The organism is Paraglaciecola sp. IT1134, assembly GCF_058068185.1.
In genome coordinates this window covers 581169-598211 of record NZ_CM176486.1, presented here as the reverse complement: position 1 = coordinate 598211, position 17043 = coordinate 581169, and the positions used below count along the sequence as shown (strand labels likewise).

General features: G+C 45.3%; 17 protein-coding genes. 8 read left to right on the top strand and 9 right to left on the bottom strand.

Annotated elements, in window-relative coordinates; translation table 11 throughout:
* Window positions 1-59: 59 nt before the first annotated feature.
* Window positions 60-653 (bottom strand): LysE family translocator, encoded by a 594-nt coding sequence (locus AC3RV5_RS02720; RefSeq protein WP_489730459.1) that lies wholly within the window; start codon window positions 651-653, stop codon window positions 60-62.
* Window positions 654-755: 102 nt separating this feature from the next.
* Here AC3RV5_RS02720 and AC3RV5_RS02715 point away from each other — a divergent pair, with 102 nt between their 5' ends.
* From AC3RV5_RS02715 to AC3RV5_RS02705, 3 genes are all read left to right on the top strand, one after another.
* Window positions 756-1208, top strand: a complete 453-nt coding sequence (locus tag AC3RV5_RS02715) for an Lrp/AsnC family transcriptional regulator (protein ID WP_489730458.1) — start codon at window positions 756-758, stop codon at window positions 1206-1208.
* A gap of 142 nt (window positions 1209-1350) precedes the next feature.
* Window positions 1351-1749: a DUF2784 domain-containing protein gene (locus tag AC3RV5_RS02710; RefSeq protein WP_489730457.1), complete on the top strand. Its 399-nt coding sequence runs from the start codon at window positions 1351-1353 to the stop codon at window positions 1747-1749.
* Between the two features lie 286 nt (window positions 1750-2035).
* On the top strand, window positions 2036-3097 hold the full coding sequence (locus tag AC3RV5_RS02705; RefSeq protein WP_489730456.1) for a M12 family metallopeptidase: 1062 nt from the start codon (window positions 2036-2038) through the stop codon (window positions 3095-3097).
* Window positions 3098-3276: 179 nt separating this feature from the next.
* On the opposite strand, the gene AC3RV5_RS02700 is transcribed toward AC3RV5_RS02705, so the two are convergent.
* From AC3RV5_RS02700 to AC3RV5_RS02680, 5 genes are all read right to left on the bottom strand, one after another.
* A complete protein-coding gene (locus AC3RV5_RS02700) occupies window positions 3277-3759 on the bottom strand; it encodes a GNAT family N-acetyltransferase (protein ID WP_489730455.1) in 483 nt (160 codons plus the stop codon).
* A 646-nt stretch (window positions 3760-4405) separates the two neighbouring features.
* On the bottom strand, window positions 4406-4654 hold the full coding sequence (locus AC3RV5_RS02695; RefSeq protein ID WP_489730454.1) for a DUF3297 family protein: 249 nt from the start codon (window positions 4652-4654) through the stop codon (window positions 4406-4408).
* A 257-nt stretch (window positions 4655-4911) separates the two neighbouring features.
* Window positions 4912-6210, bottom strand: coding sequence for a DEAD/DEAH box helicase (locus AC3RV5_RS02690; RefSeq protein ID WP_489732080.1), 1299 nt, complete (start codon window positions 6208-6210; stop codon window positions 4912-4914).
* A gap of 376 nt (window positions 6211-6586) precedes the next feature.
* On the bottom strand, window positions 6587-6997 hold the full coding sequence (locus AC3RV5_RS02685) for a hypothetical protein (RefSeq protein ID WP_489730453.1): 411 nt from the start codon (window positions 6995-6997) through the stop codon (window positions 6587-6589).
* A gap of 257 nt (window positions 6998-7254) precedes the next feature.
* On the bottom strand, window positions 7255-8292 hold the full coding sequence (locus tag AC3RV5_RS02680) for a cysteine synthase A (RefSeq protein ID WP_489730452.1): 1038 nt from the start codon (window positions 8290-8292) through the stop codon (window positions 7255-7257).
* Between the two features lie 223 nt (window positions 8293-8515).
* Here AC3RV5_RS02680 and AC3RV5_RS02675 point away from each other — a divergent pair, with 223 nt between their 5' ends.
* The gene (locus AC3RV5_RS02675) at window positions 8516-8770 is read left to right on the top strand and encodes a type II toxin-antitoxin system Phd/YefM family antitoxin (protein WP_489730451.1); all 255 of its coding nucleotides are present in this window, start codon (window positions 8516-8518) and stop codon (window positions 8768-8770) included.
* Window positions 8763-9026, top strand: coding sequence for a Txe/YoeB family addiction module toxin (locus AC3RV5_RS02670; protein ID WP_489730450.1), 264 nt, complete (start codon window positions 8763-8765; stop codon window positions 9024-9026). Before AC3RV5_RS02675 ends, AC3RV5_RS02670 begins: the two co-directional genes overlap by 8 nt.
* Window positions 9027-9371: 345 nt before the next feature.
* Here AC3RV5_RS02670 and AC3RV5_RS02665 read toward each other — a convergent pair whose 3' ends face one another.
* Together AC3RV5_RS02665 and AC3RV5_RS02660 are read right to left on the bottom strand one after the other, a co-directional pair.
* Window positions 9372-11573: a penicillin acylase family protein gene (locus AC3RV5_RS02665; protein ID WP_489730449.1), complete on the bottom strand. Its 2202-nt coding sequence runs from the start codon at window positions 11571-11573 to the stop codon at window positions 9372-9374.
* 166 nt (window positions 11574-11739) lie between these two features.
* Window positions 11740-12300, bottom strand: coding sequence for a P-loop NTPase family protein (locus tag AC3RV5_RS02660; protein ID WP_489730448.1), 561 nt, complete (start codon window positions 12298-12300; stop codon window positions 11740-11742).
* A gap of 154 nt (window positions 12301-12454) precedes the next feature.
* Here AC3RV5_RS02660 and AC3RV5_RS02655 point away from each other — a divergent pair, with 154 nt between their 5' ends.
* Genes AC3RV5_RS02655 through AC3RV5_RS02645 form a run of 3 tightly spaced genes read left to right on the top strand, consistent with a single transcriptional unit; the run spans window position 12455 to window position 15935 of the window.
* Window positions 12455-13498 (top strand): aspartate carbamoyltransferase, encoded by a 1044-nt coding sequence (locus AC3RV5_RS02655; protein WP_489730447.1) that lies wholly within the window; start codon window positions 12455-12457, stop codon window positions 13496-13498.
* A 1-nt stretch (window position 13499) separates the two neighbouring features.
* Entirely contained in the window at window positions 13500-14795 is a 1296-nt protein-coding gene (hemL, locus tag AC3RV5_RS02650) for a glutamate-1-semialdehyde 2,1-aminomutase (protein WP_489730446.1), read from the top strand.
* A gap of 48 nt (window positions 14796-14843) precedes the next feature.
* Window positions 14844-15935 (top strand): adenylate/guanylate cyclase domain-containing protein, encoded by a 1092-nt coding sequence (locus AC3RV5_RS02645; protein WP_489730445.1) that lies wholly within the window; start codon window positions 14844-14846, stop codon window positions 15933-15935.
* Between the two features lie 171 nt (window positions 15936-16106).
* On the opposite strand, the gene AC3RV5_RS02640 is transcribed toward AC3RV5_RS02645, so the two are convergent.
* Window positions 16107-17030, bottom strand: a complete 924-nt coding sequence (locus tag AC3RV5_RS02640) for a Dyp-type peroxidase (RefSeq protein WP_489730444.1) — start codon at window positions 17028-17030, stop codon at window positions 16107-16109.
* Window positions 17031-17043: the final 13 nt, after the last annotated feature.

Here is a 17043-nt window from a genome sequence, read left to right as displayed (position 1 = left end):
AGCTACGCCAATACCAAACACCTCAGGCAAAACATCCTGCTGATCGCCCTGCCTGCGTTTTATAACAGCACGGGATAAAGGGATAAAACCAACAGGGTTGCCATACTAAAGTTAAATAGCCTCAAGCGTGTTTGATTGGTCAAAAAACTCTGAATTTTTTGCCCCAAAGCGGCCCAGGAACTAATGCAAGGCAAGTTGACAGCACCAAAAACTAAGGCCACCAATACAACGGCTGCTAAGCTCTTAGAGGGTGCGTACACACTAATTGCTGTCAGTGCCATGGTCCAAGCCTTGGGGTTTACCCATTGGAACAACACCGCCTGCACAAAGGTCATGGGTTTTACCCTTGAGGTGCGATTTTCAATGTCCGAGCCTGAAATGGCAATTTTGTAAGCAAGATACAACAGATAGGCCACGCTCAGTACTTTTAATACCTGATAACTTAACGGGTAAAGATCAAATAGTTGCACTATCCCCAAACCCACTAACACCACCATCAGGGTAAAACCTATACCTACCCCGAATAAATGGGGCAATGTACTTTTAAACCCAAAGTTTGCCCCAGACGCCATTAACATCAAATTGTTTGGGCCGGGAGTGATCGACGACACAAACGCAAACAGCACTAAGGCGGTGATTATTTCCAAGGTCATGATATTTGTTATTCAACTGGCTTTAATTTAATGCAATTATAAAGGTCAAATTATACAATTATTACGCCGAATGACTTTTAAATCAGGGTGGTTACACAATAAATGATTAAGATTGACAGATATAACGATAAAATATTGCATGAGTTAAAAGACCATGGCCGAATTTCTAATACTGAGCTGGCAGAAAAAATCGGTTTATCGCCTTCAGCCTGTTTACGGCGGGTACAGGAACTAGAAAACAGTGGCCTAATCAAAGGCTATCGCGCCATATTCGACAGCGAGTTAATTGGCAATGGCTTTATCGCTTATGTCACAGTAGGTTTGGGCAAACACACCAAAGAATCCCAACGCGCCTTTGAAAAAGCCATTACCCAGGCGCGAGAAGTAAAAGAATGCCATAACGTCACCGGTTCATTTGAATATATATTACGGGTAGAAACCGCGAACTTAAAAACCTATAAGGCGTTTCACACCGAAATTCTGGGCACCCTACCCCAGGTGAGCACCATTACCACCCATGTGGTCATGGAGTCCCCGAAGGACGAACGGGCCTGAGTGTTGAGCGTCGATTGCACCCCTTGTTGGCTCAGTAAACCACCAGCCAAATAGGTTGCCAGGTTTTTATTACATTGCTATTTTTTAACCCCTAGGTTGGGCTTCAATCAAGGCTCATGTGACATTAAAGTAAAGAGGCACTATGCAATCCCAGGCGCTGTATACGTTCGCCGCTGATATCCTACTGGTTAGTCATGTACTGTTTGTGGCTTTTGTGGTGTTTGGCTTTATCTTTATCGTTTTGGGTAAGTTTCGTTCATGGCGATGGGTCAGAAATCCGTGGTTGCGCATCAGCCATTTACTGAGCATTGGCGTAGTAGCAGGGCAATCCTGGTTCGGTGTCATTTGCCCCTTAACCCGCTGGGAAATGGCGCTGCGCTCAAGCGCGGGAGAAGCAGCCTATGACGGCTCCTTTATCACTCACTGGCTGAACGCTCTATTATATTATCAAGCACCCCAGTGGGTTTTTGTGGCTTGTTACAGTCTCTTTGCGTGCTTAGTGCTGGCAAGTTGGTTTTGGGTAAAACCCCGGACATTTTAGTTTGAATTAATGCCAATAGCCGTAGTGTAAACCAGACAAAATTTCTGCCCAACGCATGTAACTAAACGCTCAGTATGTCTATCAGAAAATTGAAAGTTTAGCTTCATTGAGCTAGGTTAATATTATACTCATGTGTTGTTACAGAAGTATAGAATCTAGGCGTCTGTGCAGTTTCGAAACACCCGCCATCTTGTAAACTGAAACGATATTGTCCAACATTTTCCAGTGACTGGTTAAATCAATATCAGCCCACAGGACTGAGTTTCACAACCAGAAGGACGTGAAAATGAAAACATGTGCCCCCAACTTACCCTGTTCTTGTGATCTACCGCTGGTAGAGCCGAGGTTTTTGGATGTCAATATAAACCCTAACCGTGAATCCCTGATCCGTTATATTGAGAAGAAGTGGGTCAACCACACTGTCTTACATTATTATTTTATGCAGGATCAAAGTGACTTAGCCGGTCCACAGGAACAATTACAAGCAGTCAGAGATGCCTTTAACGAATGGAAAAACCTGGGTTTGGGGTTGGTATTTATTGAAGTTAACCAGGCGGCCGATGCGGAATTCAGGATTGGCTTTGCCCCCGGCAGCGCCTGGTCTTATGTGGGACGGGACTGCATAGATTTGGTGCCCAATCGCGACCAACAAACCATGAACTTCGGTTGGGATTTAACCACATCTTATGGTCGGGATACCGCCTTGCATGAAATTGGCCATGCCATGGGTTTCCCCCATGAACATCAAAACCACAAAGCAGGGATCCTCTGGAATGAAGATGCGGTATACGCCACCTTTGCCGGCTCCCCGAATTTTTGGAGTAGAGACCAAACCTATCATAATATTATTCGTAAGATAGCCTCACAAGATGTTGCTGGCAGCACATGGGACAGAGACTCGGTCATGCATTACCAGTTTCAAGCCGGTTTGATATTGCACCCCCCCGGATATGAAAATCAGCCACTGATCCCCGCCCCCGGCTTATCCGAAATGGATAAACAAGAAGCCCGCAAGTTTTACCCGGGCGACAGCCCAATGCAATGGCCCGAGTTAAAACCGTTTTTGTCTCATAAGCTGGATATCAATCCCGGGGATCAAATAGATTTTATTATTGAACCAGAACTAAGCCGAACCTATACCATGCAAACATTTGGCAGCATGGACACGGTCATGGTGCTATTTGAAGATGACAATGGCGAGCCTATATTTTTGGCCGGTGATGACGATAGCGGCAGCAATTACAATTCAAGAGTAGAATTGCGCTTAATTAGTGGGCGACGCTATTATTTGCGTTTAAGGTTATATAATGGGGGCGCGTCAGGCGAAGGGGGGGTGATGCTGTGGTGAAAAAATAGGGCCAGATGCAAACAAATCTGGCCCTTTTTCTGTTCATTTGGATGCTGGTGACATGCTGGCCCATTTTCTACGAACGCCCTGTGCGCGGCGCTCTGGCCGACGCTTCAGTGCAGGGTGTTGTGGGGGCTGTAGGAAACTTCCGGCTACCGGATTATTTACTTGTTTGTACTTTACAGCTCTTTTAACATCCAAACATCACAACTATTGTGAATGGTACCTTCTAATGGCTTATCTAGATGCTTAAATCCTAGCTTTTCATATAGAGAAATTGCCGACTTCATGTTGCGTAATGTATCCAAGTAACACATCTTGTACCCTTTGCGTTTCGCATACTCTAGACAATCTTCCGTAAGCTTTTTACCGAGTCCTAAACCACGACTTTCTGGCAGCAGAAATAATTTACGTAACTCACAGACGTCACTACTACCATTAAAAGCCGCAATACCACTTCCGCCTACGATACTGCCCTTTATAGTTGCAACGAGATAACGGCTAGAGCTTTCATCGTTATAATACTGGCTCATGGAATTTACTTCGGGATCTGAAGGGCCAAAACCCTCACCAATTGCCCCGAACTCTTCACCAACCTTTTTTATGATCTCGCAAACCTTAGTATCGTGAATAGGTTTGATTTCTTGAATTTCATAACTCACTGGCTATTCTCCCGTTCTGCCCCACACTGTGAAATATAACACCCCGCTATCAATTTGATGAATCGCCGTCATTCTTTAGCCCAGCCTCATCAAAAAGACTCTGCCAGTAGTTGTACCCCGGAACAGGTTTGTTCAGCACTTTGCCAGTAACGAGTGTCGATTTGTTTTAACCGTGCAAAGGCGTCGATTCTTATCGTCTCCGGCTTCTGTGTCGGTAATAATGCCGCCATAGTAGCCCATACGAAAACCTGCCTCTCAGGCTAGGTGATCTTTCAGGTCATTATCTTTGCTCATCACTTGTGCGTAACTGCAACTGGTCATGGCCTGCGCACCAAAATCACTGTTGTAAAAAGGTATGAACTTCGCAACACCGACTGTATTTATGAGTCGAGATGAGGAGCACAACTGCGCTGCTGAACAACAAAGTTAACGTTGACACCCTGTACCAAGACCCATTTAACGGACACATAACCCTTGGTTATTTAGGGTGATTTCTTATAATGCGCGCTCTGCAGAGGTGTTGTTTTTATGCTGGAGTCTGTGTATCTGTGTAATAGTGTAATAATTGGGGTATATGAATGGCACCATAGTCAGCTTTTTTATGCGCGTCTAATCCCTGAAGCGAAAACCAGAAGGGCCAAACGACTTAACTATAATAAGCTTCAACAGTTCCTTTTAGCGTTATCAGCAGCGGTTGTCCTCGACGGTCCAACGCTTTAGGAGACGGGATTTTTACCCAACCTTCACTGATGCAATATTCCTCGACATTGGTACGCTCTTTGCCGTTCAACAGAATACCAATATTGTGCTCGAAAATTTCTTTCACATGATGTGGGCTACGAGGATTATTAGAAAGACGATCCGGTAAAGCCGGTAGCGATTTAGTATCGTTCATATTGGTGACCTGAAGTAAAAAAGTGCGCTATTGTAGACAATTTAGGCCTAGCGCTCAATAACTGCAGTTGGGTTTAGAGGCGTTGTTTAGTAACTTGCGAATTTGGATAGCATGTTAATAAAACTAGTCATGCTACCCACGAAACTCATTACTCGACCAGCACCATGGCATCGAACAACTCAAGCAAGGTACTCAGATGGGGTGTGCGGTGTTAATTTAATTCATGGGGCTGCCTCATACTCTGAGCACAATTCTTTTCAATTATGTCGATTTCGATTAGACGAGTTACCGCCACGGCTTCCACGCCCCTGAGATTGACCTCGACGTCGAGGTTTAGAATCTGCCTCAAAATTACCATACTCCTCATCATCAGATGAGTCTGCTGGTGCCTTTTTACTGGGCGCAAAGCCTGGGATGATCTCACGCTCAAACTTATAGCCAATGACACGTTCAATAGCCTGTAACTGCTTAGATTCATCCTCACTGAATAATGAAACCGCTAAACCAGAGATGCCAGCACGACCAGTACGACCAATGCGGTGCACATAGTCTTCTGGTACATAGGGCAAATCAAAGTTAACCACGCAAGGCAGTTGATTGACATCAATGCCCCGAGAGGCAATATCAGTGGCGACCAATACCACAATATTCCCGTTTCTAAAACCATCTAAGACACGTGTGCGTGCATGCTGGGTTCTGTTGGCATGGATTGATGCGGCACCAATACCGGCGTTTTCCAGCCGCAATACCAAACTATCCGCACCATGTTTGGTACGACTAAAGACCAAAACTTGATGCCAATTGTTCTTTTTAATCAGGTGGATCAACACCTCACTCTTACGCGCTTTGTCTACCGGATGTATTTTCTGCTTAATGGTATCGACCGTGCTGTTCGCAGCCGCCACTTCAATCACAAGTGGATTATTTAACATACCTTTAGCAAGCGACTTGATCTCGTTAGAAAACGTCGCTGAAAACATCAAGGTTTGACGTGTGGTAGGCAGCAGCATTTGGATGCGACGGATATCGTCGATAAACCCCAAATCCAACATGCGATCAGCCTCATCCAATACCAATATCTCAAGCTGGTCAAAGTTAATCGCCTGTTGATTATAAAGATCAATTAAACGACCAGGCGTAGCAACAAGCACATCCAGCCCACCATGCAACTGGGAGATCTGCGGCTCGATCCTCACTCCACCAAACACGGCAGTAGAGCGAATATTCATATGTCGGCTGTAGGTTTGTACGCTTGAGGCAACCTGAGCAGCAAGCTCACGGGTCGGCGTAATAACTAACGCACGCACATATTGAGCCTGCGGGCTGGGGCCACCCTGGATAGGGCCACCCTGGATAGGGCCGCCAGACAATAACTCCACCATAGGCAACGTAAAGCCAGCCGTTTTGCCCGTGCCAGTGTGTGCCACCGCCATAACATCACGCTGATTAAGCACCGCCGGAATAGCTTTAATCTGTATCGGCGATGGCGTTGTATAACCTTGTTCAGCAACGGTTTTTACCAGCTCATCACACAAGCCTAAAGAGCCAAATGACATAGATAAACATTCCTTGGATGGATTAAGAATTTCGATATGATGCATGTTGGACTCATTAACAGAACAGCCATTTCAATTTACTAGTGAATAGAAAAAGCAAAAAGATAATTCACCACTGAGGTCATCGGGTGCCGCGCATCGGGTGCCGCGCATCGGGTGCCGCGCACCGGGTGTCGTGCACCGGGTGCCGCGCACAGAAAACACAGAGGAAGAAGCCGAAAAAAGCAATAAAAATAGGTACAATATTCGCGTCAGATCAAAAGGTTATTATCTACGAATAAACGCACAATAATGTAAATTGACTGACCCTTTAAGTTCGAATTTTCTTTGTCGAACTATTGGGGCTTTCTTTACCTCGACATTTTTATCTCAGAAGCTATTTTTTCTCGGTCGCCATCTTTTTTGCTTTGATTGATTTTGCGATATCACTAAACTCATACGTTGGATAGATGTCAGTCGTGAATGCACCCCAAGCAGACTTTTCTATAGCCAAGTTCAGCTTTCTGAGATCCTTGGGTTCAATTTTTACAGTAATCACTTGACCCAAACCCATGGCGACATACCATGATTCAATTTCCATTCCCTCCGGCGGAAATGATTGCCAAAACCGGCTTTCATCCATCTTCTTTTGCAGCTCAGATAGACTCTTATCCTGCTGATGTTTCAGTACAATAGTAATTAAAATTTTATCACTATCAATGGTGACATCTTCAGCTGCTGTCACGGTTTTCACGGTGCACAAAGCATACGTTAATAGTACCAACGCGAGATTTTTGACGTTCAACATAAATGTATTCCTAAAAAGCAACGTATAACCACGACATCTTCAGTAACAAGAAAATTTAGACATCAAGAACGGTTACACGAAGGATTAACAGCCTTTTTGTAATTCGATTATCATTCATTTAGAAGCCCCTAGCAATCTAAGGTCTATCTTCCGGATGACGAGAAAACCGAGATGGGCCGCTTGCAGTTGCAGTAGGCTATCTTGGTCAATTTCTACAATACATATCACAAAAGCCCTCTACTTCCGCTCAAAGCAAATTACACGCTCACGACATTATCCATAGCTTGCGCCTTATAACGCTCGAACAAAGCGGTGATATCTGGATTAGGCTGGGCTAGTTTTTTTTCATTTAAAAAGTCTGGATTGTAAAGCTTAGAATATGAGCGTTCACCTAAATCACAAGCAAAGGTTACTATCGTCTTACCCGGGCCTGATGCAGCTGCAGCACGCAGCGCTCCAGCAACATTAAGTGCAGAACTGCTGCCAAGTACAATAGCATCGTTAGCTGCCAAATAATGTGCCACGGTAATTAAGTCAGAATCGGGTAAGTTGACCGCGTAATCAATTTTGGCCTGACGGAAATTATCAACGGTGCGCATAATACCGATACCCTCGGTAAATGAGCCGCCATCTGACTTGTATTCGTTGTTTTTCAAAAAGTTATATATCCCAGAACCATCAGGATCAACAAGCCAAACTTTGATGTTTGCATTTTGCTGTTTAAGATAGTCTGAATTTCCTGCAATGGTTCCACCTGTGCCGCAAACGGATACCAATACGTCAATTTCGCCTTCAGTTTGTTTCCAAATTTCTGGACCTGTATTTAGGTAATGAGCACGATAATTACTTAAGTTTTCAAATTGGTTTGCCCACCAATAATCTGCATTTTCTTCACCAATTCGTTTGGCTGTATGATAAAAATGAGCTGGGTCTTTAAATGGGCAAGGCTCAACTAACAGTAATTGTGCACCGTGCAGGCTAATTAAGCGTTCTTTTTCGATGGTTTGGCCTTTTGGCATGACCACTTTGAGGTTATAGCCAAGGGCTTTAGCCACGATTGCAAGTCCAATACCCGTGTTACCTGCCGTGCCTTCTACTATCGTCATGCCCGGCTTTAAATGGCCTTTTTTTTGGGCATCTAACACCATTTGCAGGGCAGCTCTGTCTTTGATTGAACCACCTGGGTTTTGATATTCGCATTTTACGTAAATATTGCAGCCGGTGAGCGCTGATAATGATTCTATTTTAAGTAGGTCAGTATTGCCCACCATTTCACTTAAATTATTCGCGCGCATAAAGACGCTACCTCTGTTCATTCGATATAGGCAAGTTAACACATTAAACCGCGAGCCATAAACACGATTTTATGTCTATTCAAGCGGCATTGTCTTAGTTAGTGCTCAACGACTTATAAAGTCTCGTCTGCCTGTGGATCATCCTTTTCATATTCAATATACCGTACAAGTACGCAGTTAATGTCTAGACTTGTCTTATATATTGTACATGTTGAGATTTTTTATGAGGATCGTATTTTTTACACAAGCTAGAAATGGTTTGAAAGCCGTTTTGGACACAGTAATAAATGATGCTGATACTACCGTGATTACTAGGAGAGATTCAGAAGATGCTGTTGTTATCTCTCTTGACTATTACAACAGTTTGATGGAAACAGTTCATTTACTTAGGTCACCAAAAAATGCAGCACATTTAAATAAATCAATTGCGCAGTATAAAGCTGGTGAGGTTATTCTAAGAGACGTGCTTGATGAGTAAACGCTTATTGTCATGGACTGACGAATCTTGCAAAGACTATTTATATTGGCAGACCCAAGATAAAAAAACGCTTAAGCGAATTAATAGACTTATTACTGATGTAAAACGCTCACCCTTTGAAGGTATAGGCAAGTCCGAGCCATTAAAAGAGAATTTAACTGGTTTGTGGTCTCGTAGAATAGCCGATACCAATCGCTTAGTTTATGTAATCGAGCAGAGTACGATTACCATTTTATCTTGTCGTTATCATTACTAAAGACTAATTAGGCATAGCTAAATCGGGTAGCCAAAGGTTTTTAAAGTCTAGACCAGCTCAAATAACAATCAAATTAACATGAGTGCTTGGTAATTATAGCTGACCCGGCCTCGTGTCCACGCAAAACGCATTAGGCAACCAGTAAACCCGGGTTGTCCTTTCGTTCCCAATAAAGTCTGTAGCCGTGAATTTGACCAACTCGCTAGTGAACCTTGAAATTTCAATCAGATAATAATTATGATGACACCCATTGTAAATTGACAAAAATCAACGTGTCTTGTTCGTTTCAAACCTTAATGTTCGTCCATGACAATGTTAAAACGCAGCAAAAAATTAGCACGTTAATTATTCACCTGGATGATATTTACGCTCAGTATTTTTTTTAATATCCTCTGGATAAAAATACACATCTCGTAATTTGCCCGCTGCATAAAGTGGGGCTTGATCATTAAAATGCGCACTAGCGGGGTCACCACTTTGGCCACCAGCGGTGATTGCCTTGGCTTTTACTTTATCGCCAAATTCAACGACAGCGACAAAACTGTTGCCGCGGGTTCCATATATACGCTTGGTATCATTAAATGTGCGTTGACCATAGGCTGCTAACGATCCCCAACGAGCAGAAGTAAACCCAACAGGGATGCTTGGTTCTGCATCGTCAAAGGGGTGAACAATGTCACCGGTTAGACGCTGAAATCTATTTATCTCACCCCAAGGTGTTTCTGCGCTGCCAAAGTCAGCGATCAGCTTTGCCTTTGCTTCAGATAAAGTAATTACACCCATTTGAGCGGTATATTCAGCTACATATTGACTAAAACTAAGACCGCGGTCTGCGGCATTCGCTCGAGCCGTTTCATTATCTGCGGCTCTACGCCTAAGTTCTTGGCCCCAAAATACAGCCAGTGATGTTGCTTTAGAGTCGACCCCAGAGCGATGGTCCCATGCTTTAAGCAGCGCTATCTGATCAGCAAGGTCTGCAACAGGCACAGCATCATATGCCTTGTACAATATAGGCAGCAGAATATTAAAGGCGGTTAAGTGACTGTCATAGGCCGCAGCAGCCAAACTATCAATGGTAAAGTCTTTCTTACCCTCGAGCACCTCAATAGCGTGAATACCGCGATAATTCTCCGGGTAATTTTCCATATACGCGGGGTAATCTGCTGCTTTAGGGCTGTATTTTGGCCCGGCCACCATCCATGGCCAATTGTTAGTATTATTTAAATAACCACTTTTTGGGTTATGGCCGCCAATGGTCTCTTCGAGTGTGTGCAATCCTTGCCAATCGGTAGCGGGATCACTGCCATCAACCGGTTTCTTCCAGTCAAATGCAGGGTTGCGGCGAGGAATGAAATTGCTATGAAAATACGCGATGTTACCCTCTGAGTCGGCAAACAGCGTATTGTTCGAAGAATTGGTATGTAACTGCATATTCTCTTTGTAGTCGGCGTAGTTTTTGGTTTTTGTTCGACCATATGACTGCTTTAGTGCATCAACTGGATTTTGCATTAAAGCGACACTTACCCATTTACCATCGAGCTCTCTTACTATAGGGCCGTGGTGGCTATAATAAACCGTAAGGGTTTTTGAGCTTTGTCCCTTATCCGTTTTATACACCAGGGTAATGTGTCTTTCCCGTAGCTTTTTCCACGAATTACCATGTTTGTAATAATGCCCATCTTTACGTTGTTCGACGATTTCGAGATATTCGTCAATGAAATCAGCACCACTAGAGGTATGCATCCAGCCTGTATTTTCATTGAACCCCTGATAGATAAAGAATTGTCCCCACGTTACAGCGCCATAAGCATTCAATCCTTCATCGCTTTGCATATGCACTTCTGCGCGAAAATAAAATGACGTGTGTGGATTGATAAGCAGCAGTGCCTTACCGCTTTTAGTGTTCTCAGGGGCGATAGCAATACCATTTGAACCTTGTGGCTCTGCATTAGGATCTTGGGTGAGCCCGGCAACAACAGTGTCGCCTTTACTTTGACCATAGAAACTTTCAAGACCCTTTATATTGATACTTTCGATATCACCACCAATACTGCCTTCAGTGAAAGCTAGTGCCATCCAAGGCTCAAATTTCTTGATCACTTTGGACGTAACATCAGGATGGGTATAAAGGTAATAGTTCAGACCATCCGCCCAAGCATTCATCAGTTTTTGCAGATAAACAGGGCTTTTGCTGAATTTCTGTTGCATGTCAGCAGGGTCGATATAGAGTTTCATGCGAAGGTCACGATATAGTTGACTTTCCCCTTCTGATTCAGCCAGGCGGCCCATGGCATTAAGGTAATTGCGTTCGATACGCTTGAAATCATCTTCAGCCTGCGCGTATATCATTCCAAAAACGGCATTAGCGTCAGTTTTACCATACACATGAGGAATGCCCCATGTGTCACGAGTAATGGTAACTTCACCAGCTTGTTGCTGCCACCGCGCTAAATCGCTAGTGTTTGCAACACAAGTGAAACTGGAAAATACAACGACCATTATCAACGAAATAATAGTAATAAAGAAATAAGTTTTAGTTCGAATCATAATGATGTGCTGCCTCAAAAGAACATAAAATATAACAATATTAATAACTCGCAAAAACACCGATGTTCCCCTGGATCTTGCAACTAAACCGAACACCTCAATATCAAGGTTACAAAAACACCCAACATACACCCCTTGGGGCCAGTGGTTTAACCACTTGTAGCGGTTAATGCACTCCCAAATCTAACGTCCGCAAAAACCCTAAATCCTGCTGATTTTGAGTGATACGCACCTTCTCCCCCTGGAATCTCGCAAACAGTGCCTGATGGGCACTATAAGAAAACGTATCTTGCCTTACGTCATACTGGCCTATCCAATGAATGAGCATGTATAGTTGGGCGTCTTGCGCCTCTTGTGAGGCATATTTATGGGGCTCCCAGGGGCGAACCTTCGCATTTTCAATGCATGTTGCAATGGGTAAGTCCATAAACACTAGCTGGGTGGCCATGGGCAATATCTGCTCAAGCAAGTCGCTGTAACAGCCCTCTATCAGCCAATTTGGTTGGGTATGTATAAAAGCGTTGATGCCAGCCATCGATTCCACCAGCGGTGCCCGCTGCACTTCTTCGTCAGATGATCCCTTCGGTAGCCAGGCTAATGTGTCTAAATCCAGGTGGGCGATATTAAAACGTTTGGCTAATTGCCCGGCCAGAGTAGATTTACCCGAACCTGAGTTACCAATCATCACCAAACGTATGGCCTTATTTGTCATTATGTTGTGAAGCATAGGCACTCCTTGCTTTAAGGGGATTAACGTCCGTATGTAGTGCCAATTTAGCATGGGATAATGACAAATTCACATTTAGGCAAATAGATTTCGCGCAGCCTGTCAGAAGTTTGATAAAATGCTGCCGGTTCACTTTACACAGGCGCTTTTTAAGATGAAATTCGAAGGTAGTCATATTCTTTCCGTTAATCAGTTCGACCGTGTATCTATTGAGCGGGTCTTTGCCATCGCTGATCTCATGGCCCCCTACGCCAAACGCCAGAAGCGCACTACTGTGCTGGACGGCGCAATTTTAGGTAACCTGTTTTTTGAGCCCAGTACCCGAACCCGGGTCAGTTTTGGCACGGCGTTTAACTTGCTCGGCGGGGACGTGCGGGAAACCACCGGCATGAGTAACTCAGCCCTGGCTAAAGGTGAGTCGCTGTACGATACCGCCCGGGTGTTAAGCGGTTATTCGGATATTATCGCCATGCGCCACCCGGATTCCGGTTCGGTGGCGGAGTTTGCCCAAGGTAGCCGGGTCCCCGTGATCAACGGTGGTGATGGTGCCAACGAACACCCCACCCAGGCCCTGCTCGACTTGTATACCATTCAAAAGGAATTGCACTATCACGGGGGCAGCATCGATGGTCTGCATATCGCTATGATAGGTGATCTTAAATACGGGCGAACCGTACATTCATTATCCAAACTCTTATGTTTATTTAAAAATGTGCGTTTTACCCTGATTTCGCCCAAAGAACTGGCCATGCCCGAGGCCATTCTCGCGGCAATTGAGGCGGCTGGGCATCGCTATACAGTGAGCGAAACCCTAGAAGGCAATCTGGACACCGATATCTGTTACCAAACACGGGTGCAGGAAGAGCGTTTCGGTTCCCAGGCGGAAGCCAATTTGTATCGCGGCAAGTTCCGCTTGAATCAACAGATCTATACCCAGCATTTTCAATCCAAAACGGTGATCATGCACCCCTTACCGCGGGATTCGCGGGTGGAAGCAAACGAGCTGGATAACGACTTGAATATGAACCCCAACTTGGCCATATTCAGGCAGACAGACAACGGAGTGTTAGTGCGCATGGCACTGTTTGCCCTGACCCTGGGGGTAGAGAATATCGTCGCCAAATTTGAAAAAGACGTTCATTGGTACACCAATTCGGCCGGCTTTGGCCAAGATCAGACTAAGGTAACAACTGACTAACATGCAAAAATCTCAACAACTTTTTCAACGCGCCCAAATACATATTCCGGGTGGCGTTAATTCCCCCGTGCGCGCATTTAAAGCCGTAGGCGGCACACCACCCTTTATCACCAAGGCCGATGGCCCTTATCTGTACGATGCTGATGGCAAACGTTATATCGATTATGTGCAATCCTGGGGGCCCATGGTATTAGGCCATAACCATCCCAAAATTCGCCAGGCGGTTATTGATGCGGCCCAAAACGGTTTGAGTTTTGGGGCTCCCACAGAGGCAGAAGTAGATATAGCTGAACTGGTCAGCAAGTTGGTGCCTTCCATGCAAATGTTACGCATGGTCAACTCAGGTACTGAAGCGACCATGAGCGCTATACGATTAGCCCGGGGTTATACCGGCCGGGATAAAATCCTCAAATTTGAAGGCTGTTATCACGGCCATGCGGATGCCCTGCTGGTAAAAGCCGGCTCCGGCGCCCTGACTTTTGGCGTACCCAGTTCACCGGGTATTCCCGCAGATTTCGCCAAACACACCCTCACGGTGGAATTTAACAACCTTAAGTCAGTTCAGCAGGCGTTTGCCCAGCACCCAGAGGATATCGCCTGCATCATCGTTGAACCCGTGTGTGGCAACATGAATTGCATTCCCCCGGTAGACGGATTTTTGGCCGGTTTGCGGGAGATATGCACGCAATACGGCGCGCTGCTGATCTTTGATGAAGTCATGACCGGTTTTCGGGTCGCCTTAGGTGGCGCCCAGGAAAAATACCAGATAGATCCTGATCTTACCTGCCTGGGTAAAGTGTTAGGGGGTGGTATGCCCGTGGGGGCCTTTGGTGGCAAGGCAGAGATCATGCAACATATCGCCCCAACCGGCCCGGTGTACCAGGCCGGTACGTTGTCTGGCAACCCTGTGGCCATGGCTGCCGGTTTGGCATCTTTGGCAGAAATTCAGCGTCCTGGTTTGTATGCCCAGTTGAGTGCCACTACCCAAACCCTGGCCGAAGGATTTAAACAGCTGGCGGATAAACACGGTATTGCCATGTCGGTTAATTATGCCGGTAGTATGTTTGGCTTGTTTTTTACGGATGTAGAAAAAGTCACTAATTATCAGCAGGCAACGAATTGCAATACCGAACAATTTAATCACTTTTACCACGGCATGTTAGACAAAGGTATATACCTGGCACCGGCATCCTACGAGGCGGGTTTTGTTTCTGCCGCTCATGATACAGACATAATTGAGCAGACTTTGCATATCGCCGATGAGGTTTTAGCTGACGTCGCCAAGAAGTTCGGGTAGGTTAGGGTATATTTTGCTCATTCCACTTATTTAAGCAGTCTCAGTCGTATGTTAGAACCACTTATGCAGCCTTTACCCCTGGCTCTGTTAGCTATCATCGCTTTGTGTATCTTGGCGCTTGTTATATTGAGCGCCAAGGTCAAACAGCTTAGTGAGCGCCCGGCAGATGTGGTTACCCAAAAAGAGCGGGTGCAATTTGAACGTAACGCTTTAGCATCATCCAAACGTTTCGAACAAAAAGCTGATGAAGCCATGCGTTTGATGCATACCTTTCAAAAGTTTGTGCCTAAGCAGTTTGTTGATCATTTTGCCAAACATGGCTCCACCGTATTAGCCCTAGGTCATGCAGACGAAGATGAAGTGGCCATACTGTTTTGCGATATCCGCGGTTTTACGGGTTTGTCCGAGCAGATGAGCCCCCAGGAATTGATGAACTTCCTCAATTCTTATTTTTTGCGTATGAACGATCCCATTCATCATAACGGTGGTTTTATCGACAAGTTTATCGGTGATGCCATTATGGCCCTGTTCGATCATCCCAAGGGCAGCAATGAAGATAAGGCTACCGACGCCATTCGGGCATCTCTTGATTTGCGTTATGCCCTCAACATTTATAACCAACACAGGCATAATAGCGGCTACCCGCCCATCAATATCGGCATAGGTATGCATTTTGGGCCGGTTATTATCGGCACAGTAGGTTCGGACGATCGCATGGACACCACGGTAATTGGCGACAGTGTGAACATAGCCTATCGCCTCGAAGGGTTGGCCCCGGTTTACCATACCGACATAGTGGTCAGTGCCCAAATGCTGGAAGTGGCCAAGGCCAACGGTCGTTTTGAGTCACGTTTATTGGATTGGGTTAAGGTAAAGGGTCGCTTGGCTGCATTAGAAATTCACGAAGTGCTCGATCACCTGTCCGACGAACAGCGAAAATTAAAGTTACTTAATGCCAACCTGATAAAACAGGGCATAAGCTACCGGATCATACAAAATTGGTCTGAAGCGTTGGCTTGTTTCGAACAAGCACTGGCGCTTAGCCCACAAGATACTCTGGCCAAACACCACCTTGACCAGTGCCGCCTGTTACGACAGCAAAAATTACCCCAAGATTGGGACGGGGCATTACAACTTTGAACCAAAATCAGAGTTAGAAATGAGGATGAATTTGCATAAACCTACCCTCTAAAGGGTCACACAACAGATACAAAATGCCTAACAGGCGCTTGCATAATAATTCTTTTGCATAACAGTATTATGGCTTTCCCGTGAACATCAGGTGACTACTTCCATTAGCTTTCCTGTTATTTATGTTTTGCCCTGGTGTTTAATAAAGGTCAGGGATGGAGCAAAAAAAGCGGCCCCGGTTTCGGCACTGGTATAGTCGAGAAACTGATCATACTCTCTATTTTCGTCGGCAAAAATCATCTGACTTAACATTTGCTTAAAGGGCTTGGGACTTTTTGCACAACACACCAAAAACAGACCTTGTACGTGCATATCGCCATAAGGCATGCTTTGCAGCAACATGTTAATAGCCTGGTTATCGTTATCATGAACCCTTGTGCAAAAGTCGTGATTGCGGGGTAATTTATACAGTTCATCGAGCTCACTGTTATCGGATTTTTGGCGCCCCATAATTTGTTCCTGGCGGCTAACCGTTAGTTGCTGCCATTTGCTGATATTGTGTTTATAGCGCTGTATATGGAGGTAACTGCCACCGGTAAAGTCCGGATCTTCCTCCCCTACCAGTGCAGCGTCCAGCTTGTGCATACCGCTAGGGTTGTCGGCGCCATACACGAAGCCGGTCAGGTCCCGTCCATCCAGATAGCGAAAGCCCCGTACATCTTCTAGTAAATCCACATTGGGGCCTAACAGGCTAAATATCTCGGTTCCCAGCGCATGGCATACGTCTGCCCTATCGGCGCGAATTTGGATAAACAGATCACAAGGGGCAACCGGCGCGCTGCGATCGTCACACTGCATGTCGGGAAAAGGCGCCAGTTCAACCGGGATTAGACCAGGGTACACTTCATGCCAATAACTGCTGCCAATGGCGATAACCCCGGAAACCATAGCTTCGTAATACTCTTCATCATAATGACTGAATAAGTCTAAAATACGCGCCAGTTTTACACGCATGGCCTGGTCATCGTCGTCATTCACATTGAACAACAAATACAAGGCGTGCAGACTCGGCTCTGCGCAGATCCCTTTTTGTGTTTGTGCCATAAAATTCTTATTT

What these genes read in the sequence shown, in the direction of transcription:
- AC3RV5_RS02720 (WP_489730459.1), bottom strand. Translation starts at nt 653, where the DNA reads ATGACCTTGGAAATAATCACCGCCTTAGTGCTGTTTGCGTTTGTGTCG.
- AC3RV5_RS02715 (WP_489730458.1), top strand. Translation starts at nt 756, where the DNA reads ATGATTAAGATTGACAGATATAACGATAAAATATTGCATGAGTTAAAA.
- AC3RV5_RS02710 (WP_489730457.1), top strand. Translation starts at nt 1,351, where the DNA reads ATGCAATCCCAGGCGCTGTATACGTTCGCCGCTGATATCCTACTGGTT.
- AC3RV5_RS02705 (WP_489730456.1), top strand. Translation starts at nt 2,036, where the DNA reads ATGAAAACATGTGCCCCCAACTTACCCTGTTCTTGTGATCTACCGCTG.
- AC3RV5_RS02695 (WP_489730454.1), bottom strand. Translation starts at nt 4,654, where the DNA reads ATGAACGATACTAAATCGCTACCGGCTTTACCGGATCGTCTTTCTAAT.
- AC3RV5_RS02690 (WP_489732080.1), bottom strand. Translation starts at nt 6,210, where the DNA reads ATGTCATTTGGCTCTTTAGGCTTGTGTGATGAGCTGGTAAAAACCGTT.
- AC3RV5_RS02685 (WP_489730453.1), bottom strand. Translation starts at nt 6,997, where the DNA reads ATGTTGAACGTCAAAAATCTCGCGTTGGTACTATTAACGTATGCTTTG.
- AC3RV5_RS02680 (WP_489730452.1), bottom strand. Translation starts at nt 8,292, where the DNA reads ATGCGCGCGAATAATTTAAGTGAAATGGTGGGCAATACTGACCTACTT.
- AC3RV5_RS02675 (WP_489730451.1), top strand. Translation starts at nt 8,516, where the DNA reads ATGAGGATCGTATTTTTTACACAAGCTAGAAATGGTTTGAAAGCCGTT.
- AC3RV5_RS02670 (WP_489730450.1), top strand. Translation starts at nt 8,763, where the DNA reads ATGAGTAAACGCTTATTGTCATGGACTGACGAATCTTGCAAAGACTAT.
- AC3RV5_RS02665 (WP_489730449.1), bottom strand. Translation starts at nt 11,573, where the DNA reads ATGATTCGAACTAAAACTTATTTCTTTATTACTATTATTTCGTTGATA.
- AC3RV5_RS02660 (WP_489730448.1), bottom strand. Translation starts at nt 12,300, where the DNA reads ATGCTTCACAACATAATGACAAATAAGGCCATACGTTTGGTGATGATT.
- AC3RV5_RS02655 (WP_489730447.1), top strand. Translation starts at nt 12,455, where the DNA reads ATGAAATTCGAAGGTAGTCATATTCTTTCCGTTAATCAGTTCGACCGT.
- hemL (WP_489730446.1), top strand. Translation starts at nt 13,500, where the DNA reads ATGCAAAAATCTCAACAACTTTTTCAACGCGCCCAAATACATATTCCG.
- AC3RV5_RS02645 (WP_489730445.1), top strand. Translation starts at nt 14,844, where the DNA reads ATGTTAGAACCACTTATGCAGCCTTTACCCCTGGCTCTGTTAGCTATC.
- AC3RV5_RS02640 (WP_489730444.1), bottom strand. Translation starts at nt 17,030, where the DNA reads ATGGCACAAACACAAAAAGGGATCTGCGCAGAGCCGAGTCTGCACGCC.